The organism is Burkholderia sp. Se-20378, from assembly GCF_017104665.1.
Taxonomy (GTDB): domain Bacteria; phylum Pseudomonadota; class Gammaproteobacteria; order Burkholderiales; family Burkholderiaceae; genus Burkholderia; species Burkholderia lata.
This window is the reverse complement of the sequence record NZ_JAAGPG010000402.1, coordinates 1-7,707: the sequence shown is the minus strand read 5'-3', so window position 1 is coordinate 7,707 and position 7,707 is coordinate 1. Positions and strand designations below refer to the sequence as shown.

At 67.6% G+C, this 7,707-nt stretch carries 8 protein-coding genes and 2 pseudogenes; 5 read left to right on the top strand and 5 right to left on the bottom strand.

The annotated features are described in order from the left end of the window. On the bottom strand, positions 1-331 hold a 331-nt coding region (locus G3N93_RS29425; RefSeq protein ID WP_206134533.1), incomplete at its 3' end, for an alpha/beta hydrolase. A gap of 281 nt (positions 332-612) precedes the next feature. On the opposite strand from G3N93_RS29425, the gene G3N93_RS29420 reads away from it, so the two are divergent. Continuing rightward, positions 613-1,803 (top strand): LuxR family transcriptional regulator, encoded by a 1,191-nt coding sequence (locus tag G3N93_RS29420; protein WP_206134532.1) that lies wholly within the window; start codon positions 613-615, stop codon positions 1,801-1,803. A gap of 195 nt (positions 1,804-1,998) precedes the next feature. On the opposite strand, the gene G3N93_RS29415 is transcribed toward G3N93_RS29420, so the two are convergent. The 3 genes and pseudogenes from G3N93_RS29415 to G3N93_RS42290 form a co-directional block, all read right to left on the bottom strand. Then, positions 1,999-2,664: a cation diffusion facilitator family transporter gene (locus G3N93_RS29415; RefSeq protein WP_174935287.1), complete on the bottom strand. Its 666-nt coding sequence runs from the start codon at positions 2,662-2,664 to the stop codon at positions 1,999-2,001. Between the two features lie 93 nt (positions 2,665-2,757). Beyond that, positions 2,758-3,297, bottom strand: a pseudogene (locus tag G3N93_RS29410) (LysR family substrate-binding domain-containing protein); the annotation flags it as partial. Next, positions 3,277-3,480: pseudogene (locus tag G3N93_RS42290) on the bottom strand (YraN family protein); the annotation flags it as partial. The pseudogenes G3N93_RS29410 and G3N93_RS42290, both read right to left, overlap by 21 nt. Positions 3,481-3,526: 46 nt before the next feature. On the opposite strand from G3N93_RS42290, the gene rsmI reads away from it, so the two are divergent. Then, positions 3,527-4,408: a 16S rRNA (cytidine(1402)-2'-O)-methyltransferase gene (gene rsmI / locus G3N93_RS29400; protein WP_174940028.1), complete on the top strand. Its 882-nt coding sequence runs from the start codon at positions 3,527-3,529 to the stop codon at positions 4,406-4,408. Between the two features lie 108 nt (positions 4,409-4,516). Here rsmI and G3N93_RS29395 read toward each other — a convergent pair whose 3' ends face one another. Beyond that, positions 4,517-5,125, bottom strand: coding sequence for a septal ring lytic transglycosylase RlpA family protein (locus G3N93_RS29395; RefSeq protein ID WP_041492997.1), 609 nt, complete (start codon positions 5,123-5,125; stop codon positions 4,517-4,519). A gap of 656 nt (positions 5,126-5,781) precedes the next feature. Between G3N93_RS29395 and G3N93_RS29390 the strand changes: the two genes are divergently transcribed. The 3 genes from G3N93_RS29390 (at position 5,782) to G3N93_RS29380 (ending at position 7,632) form a co-directional block, all read left to right on the top strand. Then, the gene (locus tag G3N93_RS29390; protein WP_043185095.1) at positions 5,782-6,426 is read left to right on the top strand and encodes an MBL fold metallo-hydrolase; all 645 of its coding nucleotides are present in this window, start codon (positions 5,782-5,784) and stop codon (positions 6,424-6,426) included. Beyond that, positions 6,423-7,082 carry an exonuclease gene (locus G3N93_RS29385; protein ID WP_174940031.1) on the top strand — a complete coding sequence of 220 codons (660 nt, stop codon included), beginning with the start codon at positions 6,423-6,425 and terminating at the stop codon, positions 7,080-7,082. The genes G3N93_RS29390 and G3N93_RS29385 overlap by 4 nt, the downstream gene beginning before the upstream one ends. Positions 7,083-7,161: 79 nt before the next feature. After that, positions 7,162-7,632 (top strand): Lrp/AsnC family transcriptional regulator, encoded by a 471-nt coding sequence (locus G3N93_RS29380; RefSeq protein ID WP_011882933.1) that lies wholly within the window; start codon positions 7,162-7,164, stop codon positions 7,630-7,632. Positions 7,633-7,707: the final 75 nt, after the last annotated feature.

Genomic DNA, 7,707 nt, shown 5'->3' with positions numbered 1-7,707 from the left:
CCGACAGCACGAGCGTGCGCGCACGGGCCGCGAGGCTCCGGCACAGGTTCGCGTGCGAATCGATCCCGCACGACACGAAGCCGCCGCCGTGGAAGAACACGGTCAGCGGCAACGGCCCGTCGGCGGCGGGCCGATAGAGCCGTGCGGACAACTGACGGCCCGACGCGGGAATCTGCCAGTCCTCTTCGGCGGCGACGGCGTCGCCCGGGGCAAACGCGCCGCCGGCGGCAAGACTCGCGCGATACGCGGGAACGGTGAGTTGCGCGAAATCGATCGCGGGTGCCTGGGCGAACGCGGCGAGCAGCGCCTGCGCCTGTGGGTCGAGCGGCATGGGGACTCCTGTCTGAATCGTATGCGGTTTGAATCAGGTAAACCCGCGTCGCGGTTTTCCCTGAGTCCGCGCCGGACGCTTGCCGGCACGGCCTGACGGGCATTCCAGCGCAGCGGGCAGGGCGCCACATCATCCGATCGGACGATGGTTCGTTCGCACGGATGGCCAATTCTCACCATTCAGTGAATCTCCCGATGACGCCGGAATTTAGACGCGTCTTAATCATGGCGGCGCGGGTGAGTCGCGTCAGAAACATGTCGTATGGAGGATGGAGCGTGCTGATGGAGACGAGATGGGCTCCGCAAGAGAGCCAGGCAACCAGTGACGAGGCCGACATCGGCGTCGCGGATTTCAGCGAGCTGATGGCGCGCATCTACCAGGGGCCGCTGGAGACGCCGCCGTGGGCCGGTGCGCTGGAACTGGTCCGTCGCTGGCTGCAGGCCAACTACGTGACGCTAATCCTGCGCGCGGCCGCGAGCGACCGCCGTGCGCCGCTGTCCGTGCACGCGTCGGAATTCGGCCCGGTGGTGCCGGGCGACGGCGAGGCGTCGTACAACAACTACTACTATTCGCTCGACCCGTTCGTCGGCCTGCCGGCCGATCGCGTGGTCACGGTCGACGACGTGTTCGGCGACACGGGCTGGCTGTCGAGCGAGCTGTACAAGCAGTTCCTGAAACCGCAGGACGTGCGCTATATCCTCGGCGCGGACCTGCGCACGTCGTCGGGCGTCGAATGTCGCTTCCGCGTGTGCCGCAACCATGCGTCGAAGCAGTTCTCCGCGCGCGACAAGGCGATCTGCGCGCTGCTGCTGCCGCACCTGAAGCGGGCGGTGGAACTGCATTCGCGGCTCGACACGGCCGAGGTCGAACGCTCGATCTATGCGAACGCGATCAACCGGATGCAGATCGGCACGATCACGCTCGACGAGAACGACACGATCATCGACCTGAACAGCGTGGCCGACGAGATTCTCAAGCAGAACAACGGTCTGACGATTGCGCGCGGCACGATCGAAGCGACCGATGCGCAGGAGAACCGTACGCTCAAGCGGCTGATCCGCCATGCGGTGATGGGACACCACGGCACGGCCGCGGCGACCGTCGAGGCGATGCCGATCACGCGCAGCTTCGACAAGCCGCGCCTCGGGCTGCTGGTGCGCACGGTGCTGCTGTCCGACTGGTCGGAGGACAACAAGCGGCGGCCGGCCGTCACGCTGTTCCTGCGCGATCCCGACCGCAAGCCGCAGGGCGCGCAGGAAATCATCCGCAAGCTGTTCGACCTGACGCCCGCCGAGACATCGCTCGCGCTGCTGCTGACGAACGGGCTGACGCTGGAGGAGGCCGCGGAGGAATCGGGGATCAGCAAGAACACGGCGCGCACGCACCTGCGTGCAATCTTCTCGAAGACGGGGGTCACGCGCCAGGCGACGCTCGTGCGGATTCTGCTCGGGAGTGTCGTGCCGCTCGGGTAAGCGACCGCCAGGGCCGATCCATCGGAACCGGCCGCATTCGTCTGGCGATACGTCGACATGGGTCAACGCGTCGCGTGTCGCACGACGATGGCGGCGACATCATGCAAAAGAGGCTCGCACCGTGCGAGCCTCTTCTTCATTCAACGCCGCAGATAGCAGCTACCCTGACGCCCGTGACGGCGATGCCCGCTGCGCTCACGAGCCGCGCGTCGACCGATCCGCCCATGCCGACAGCGCCGGCCACTGCGCACAGCCGCGCCGGATGAAACCCACACCCGTACGGATCACAAGCGCGCCGATCGCAAGCGCGGCCAGATCGTCGAGACGGCCGAAGCCGACCAGCGCCGCACTCATCGCGAGCGCCGCCAGCAGCGACGACAGCGCATCGGTCCGCACATGCCAGCCGCTCGCCTCGAGCAGCGCGGAACCCGTCTCGCGCGCCTTGCGCAGCATCCAGTGCGAGAGCACGGCCTTGCCGGCGAGCGTGACGGCGACGAGTGCAAGCGCCGTTACGCCCGGCTGCACGACGGGCGGCGTCGCGAACCGGTTGGTCGCCTGCCAGATCATCTGCGCGCCGGTTGCAACGAGCAACGCGCCGAGGCCCGCGAGCGCGAGCGGTTCGTAGGTGGGGCGCCGCTCCGGCGGCAGGCGCGCGTCGAGCCGGCACGCAATGAGGATCAGTGCATCGGCTGCGAGATCGATCGCCGCGTGTGCGACGTCCGCGAGCAGCCCCGACGAATGCGCGGACCACGCCGCGACCGTCTCGACGGTGAGCAGCAGCAGGTTGATCGCGAGGCTGACGGCAAGGGCGCGGGACGTGGCCGCATAAACGTGGGGCGTGGCGCGCGACGTGCGCTGCATGGCGGATTCGTCTGTCGATAGCGTGGGTCAGACCCGAACGCTACCGGTCGACGGTGGCAGATCCATGACAGGCGCCGGACACGGCCCGGCCAGTCAGCGCGGGACGTCCGCCGACGGCAGCAGCGCGGCAAAGCGATCCGCGAGCGTCGGGCGCGATCGCGCGGGCCAGATCGCGCTGAGTTCGAACAGCGGCAGCGCGGCGCCATCGCGGACGGCGCCGTAGGCGACGCCGTCGAACGCGAACGTGTGGATCGACTGCGGCAGCAATGACACGCCGCATCCGGCGGCGACGCACGAGATCACGGTGAGCGTGCGGTTCACGTCGAGCACGATGTCGATCGGGTGCCCGGCCTGCCGGAATGCGCTGAGGATGCCGGCGCGGATCAGCGGCAACTGGTCGTGCGGAAACCACACGAGGCCGGCGCCGGCGAGATCCTGCAGCGTGACCGTGCCGTCGGGCTGGCGCCGGAAATCCTTCGGCAGCACGGCGACGAGCGGGTCGCGCCGGATCAGCTTCTCGCGCATCCGGCCGTTGACGGGAACCGGCGTATGCAGCAGCCCGATGTCGAGCTCGCCGCGCTCGAGCGCGATCGCCTGCGCGGCATGGCTCAGCTCGCGCATCACGAGATCGAGCTCGCCGCCGCGCATCGTCACGTTCGCCGCGACGAACGCCAGGCCGCGGCGCTCGAGAAACTGCCGCGCACGCAGCTCGAACGCCGCGCCGACCGGTTTGGATCGCGCCGCACCGGAAAAGTTGTCGACCGCGCCTGGCAAACCGCGCCCGTCGCCCGGCCGGGCCGGCGCCGCGTGGCACAATGCCGTCCTTGTTCCGCTTGCGCCGCGATTGCGCGCATTGCCTGCCATGACTGCCCTCCTCGAACTCGCGCACACGCAGCACTATCCGGACGCCGCCCTCTACGTGGTCGCCACGCCGATCGGCAACACCGCCGACATCACGCTGCGCGCGCTGCACGTGCTCGGCCTCGCCGACCGCATCGCGGCCGAAGACACCCGCAACACGGGCCAGCTGCTCGCCCGCTACGGGATTTCGAAACCGCTCGTCGCCGTGCACGAGCACAACGAACGCGAAGCCGCACAACGCGTAATCGAACTGCTGCGCGGCGGCGAACGCGTGGCCTACGTATCCGACGCCGGCACGCCCGGCATCTCGGACCCGGGCGCGCGGCTCGTCGATGCCGTGCGCGCCGCCGGCTTCGCGGTGATTCCACTGCCGGGCGCGAGCGCGGCGGTGACCGCGCTGAGCGTGGCCGGCGACTGGGCCGGCGCGTTCACGTTCGCAGGCTTCCTGCCGCCGAAGACCAAGCAGCGCGCGACCGCGCTGCAGGCGCTGGTATCGCACCCGTATGCACTGGTGTTCTACGAGGCCCCGCACCGGATCGCCGAAACCGTCGCCGCGCTCGCCGATGCGTTCGGACCCGCGCGCCGGCTGCTGATCGCGCGCGAGCTCACCAAGCTACACGAGCAGTTGTTCCAGGGCACCCTGGCCGAAGGACAGACCTGGCTCGCCGGCGATGCGAACCGGCAGCGCGGCGAGTTCGTGCTGGTGGTCGAAGGCGCACCGGAGACGAGCGGCGAAGCCGACGACACCGCGCACGATGCGCTGCTCAAGCTGCTGCTGGAAGAGGTGCCGGTGAAGAGTGCGGCCAAGCTCGCGGCCGCGCTGACGGGCGCGTCGCGCAACACGCTGTATGCGCGAGCGCTTGCGCTGAAGGATGAGCGCTGACACGCGAGCGGGCCGGCACCGGGAAACCGGCGCCGGCATCGCGCGGTGCCGGAAAGACAAAGGGCTGCCCTCGGGCAGCCCTTTTGCATGAGCGGTCGATCCGCTGCGTTACTTCGCCGAGATCGACGCGAACATTTCGTCGCGCGCCTCGCGCGCTTCCTGCGGCGACAGACCTTCGATCTTCACGCGGCCGGTGCCGGCGTGCACGAGGCCGATCAGCTTCGCGGCCGCATACGACAGGTCGAGCACGCGGCCGCGCTTGTACGGCCCGCGATCGTTGACCTTCACGACGACCCACTTGCCGGTCGACGCGTTCGTCACCTTGATGTACGACGACAGCGGCAGCGTGCGGTGCGCGGCGGTGAGTGCGTTCATGTTGAAGCGCTCGCCGTTCGCGGTGCGGCGGCCGTGGAAATCCCGCCCGTACCACGATGCGCGGCCCGTCTGGCGGAAATCGGACACATCCTTGCCGTCGATCGGCTCGGCGTCCGCCAGCGACGACTTCTTCGCGTCCTTGCTGTCGGCAGCCGGCATCGACGCCAGCGCGGAATCAAAATTCAGCTGCTTGTCGCTATCCGCCTTCGCGGCGGCGGCCGTCTTGTCGACGGCGTTCTTCTGGTTCGCGCTACCGGTGGTCTGGCTGGGTGGCACCGCACAGCCCGTCAGCGCAAAAAACAATGCAATGGTCCCGAATCGACTCGGAAAACGTAAATTCATCGACGTGTCGCCTTCTGGTTCGGGCCGCTCCTTCATCACGCCGATTCACAGCGCAGATATGCGGCCCGGACGGCAAATGCGTGCACGCCCCGCTCGGATGCGAGCAGGCGGCTTGCATGGGCGCGGCTTTCGTCTAGGCCGCAACCGTCCTGATTAGTTTTCACGTCTGGCGCAACCTGTCCCCAACAGCCTGACCAGACCCCACATGCCGCCATCGAACATGGCTTCACGTTCGCGCGCGTCGAAACGACCGACTCACAGGAACGGCGGCACAGGCCTCATCCGGCGGCGCGGCAGCAGGGCCGCAGGCGGGCGCGCAGCACCCGGCCGGACAAGACGTGAGCACCGAAAGCTCGGTGCTGGATACACCGCCGGACTCCCCGGCGGCTGATGCTTGACGGTGCCTCCGACGCCCCTTTTTAACGGGGCCGAAACACCAGCGAATTGCGTGAAATTCACGTGCAATGGGGCGCATTATACATAAACCAAAAGGTCAACCCGAAAAGCACCCCCTGCGGACCATTGATTCTCACTATGGCCGTAACAATCGACATGCTCCGGGAATGCCCGAACGCATGCATCGCGACGCGCGTCGCGCGACCGGCAGGCGGCACGCGCGACCGGTACAATCGCTCCTTTTAGCCGCCGGTGCCTCCATGAAAGTCACGCTCATTCCGGTCACGCCGTTCCAGCAGAACTGCTCGCTGCTCGTCTGCGAGAAGACGGGCCGCGCCGCCGTCGTCGATCCGGGCGGCGATCTCGACCGGATCGAACAGGAAGTCGCGCGGCAGAACGTGCAGGTCGAGAAGGTGCTGCTCACGCACGGGCACATCGATCACTGCGCGGGCGCGAAGACGCTCGCGACGCACTACGGCGTACCGATCGAGGGGCCACAGGAAGAAGAACGCTTCTGGATCGAGAAGCTGCCGATGCAAAGCGAACGCTTCGGCTTTCCGGCCGCCGAAACCTTCGAGCCGGATCACTGGCTGAACGACGGCGACACCGTGCAGTTCGGCGACGAGACGCTCGAGGTCTATCACTGCCCGGGCCACACGCCGGGCCACGTCGTGTTCTTCAGCCGCGCGCATCGCGTCGCGATCGTCGGCGACGTGCTGTTCGCCGGCTCGATCGGCCGTACCGATTTCCCGCGCGGCAATCACGAGGATCTCGTCCGGTCGATCAAGGAGAAGCTGTGGCCGCTCGGCGACGACGTCACGTTCGTGCCGGGCCACGGCCCGGTGTCGACGTTCGGCGACGAGCGCCGCACGAACCCGTTCGTGTCCGACAAGGTATTCGGATGAACCAGACCGCCATCCCGGAAATCTACGTCAGCACCGATGTCGAGGCCGACGGCCCGATTCCCGGCCCGCACTCGATGCTGAGCTTCGCGTCGGCCGCCTATACCGAGGACAAGCAGCTGATCGCGACGTTCTCGGCCAACCTCGACACGCTGCCGGGCGCGCAGGCGCACCCGGTGCAGGAAGCGTGGTGGAAGACCGAGCCCGAAGCATGGGCCGCGTGCCGGAAGGATCTGCAGGCGCCCGAAGCGGCGCTGGTCGCGTACGTCGACTGGGTCGAGGCGCTGCCCGGCAAGCCGGTATTCGTCGCGATGCCGGCCGGCTTCGACTTCACGTTCATGTTCTGGTACATGATGCGCTTCGCCGGACGCTGCCCGTTTTCGTGGTCGGCGCTCGACATCAAGACGCTCGCGTTCGCGATGACGGGCCTGCCGTACCGCAAGGCGATCAAGCCGCGCTTTCCGAAGCACTGGTTCGACGACCATCCGCACACGCACGTCGCGCTCGACGACGCGATCGAGCAAGGCGCGCTGTTCTGCAACATGCTCGCCGACCTGCGCCGCCAGCAGGCCGCGCTCGCGGGCCTCGCGGTGTCGGACACCGATCGGTCGGAAAACGCAGGCGCGGGACAAATCCCCACGGATCCGCGAGCAAATTAGCGAATCTCGCTCAACAACGCGACGCCAGATTGCCTTTCCTTTCCCGGCCCTCTAACATTCAGCGTGTTGTAGTTGCCGCATGGAGGCGCAGGTGACGCTCGATTCCTTTTCGCAAAAAATCCTTCGCCTGTTGCAGCTCGACGCGCGCCGCTCGGTCCAGGAAATCTCGGACCAGGTCGGCCTGTCGAGCACGCCGTGCTGGCGCCGCATCAAGGACATGGAACAGTCGGGCGTGATCCAGCGCTACACGGCGCTGCTCGATCGCGAGAAGCTCGGCCTGCACGTCTGCGCGCTCGCGCACGTGCACCTGACCCGCCACAACGAAGGCGGCGTCGAGCAGTTCGAGCGCGAGATCTCGACCTGCCCGGAAGTCACCGAGTGCTACAGCACGACCGGCGAAGCCGATTACATCCTCAAGATCGTCGCGCCGGACATCAAGGCCTACGACGTGTTCCTGCACGAACGCATCTTCAAGATCCCCGCCGTGTCGCAGGTGCGCACGAGCGTCGTGCTGCGCGAAATCAAGTTCGACACGCAACTGCCGCTGTAACGCGCACGCACGTACCGGCGGCCGGCCGCCGCGCGTGCCCGCGGCCGGTCACGCCTGCGCGGGCATCGGGCGCGA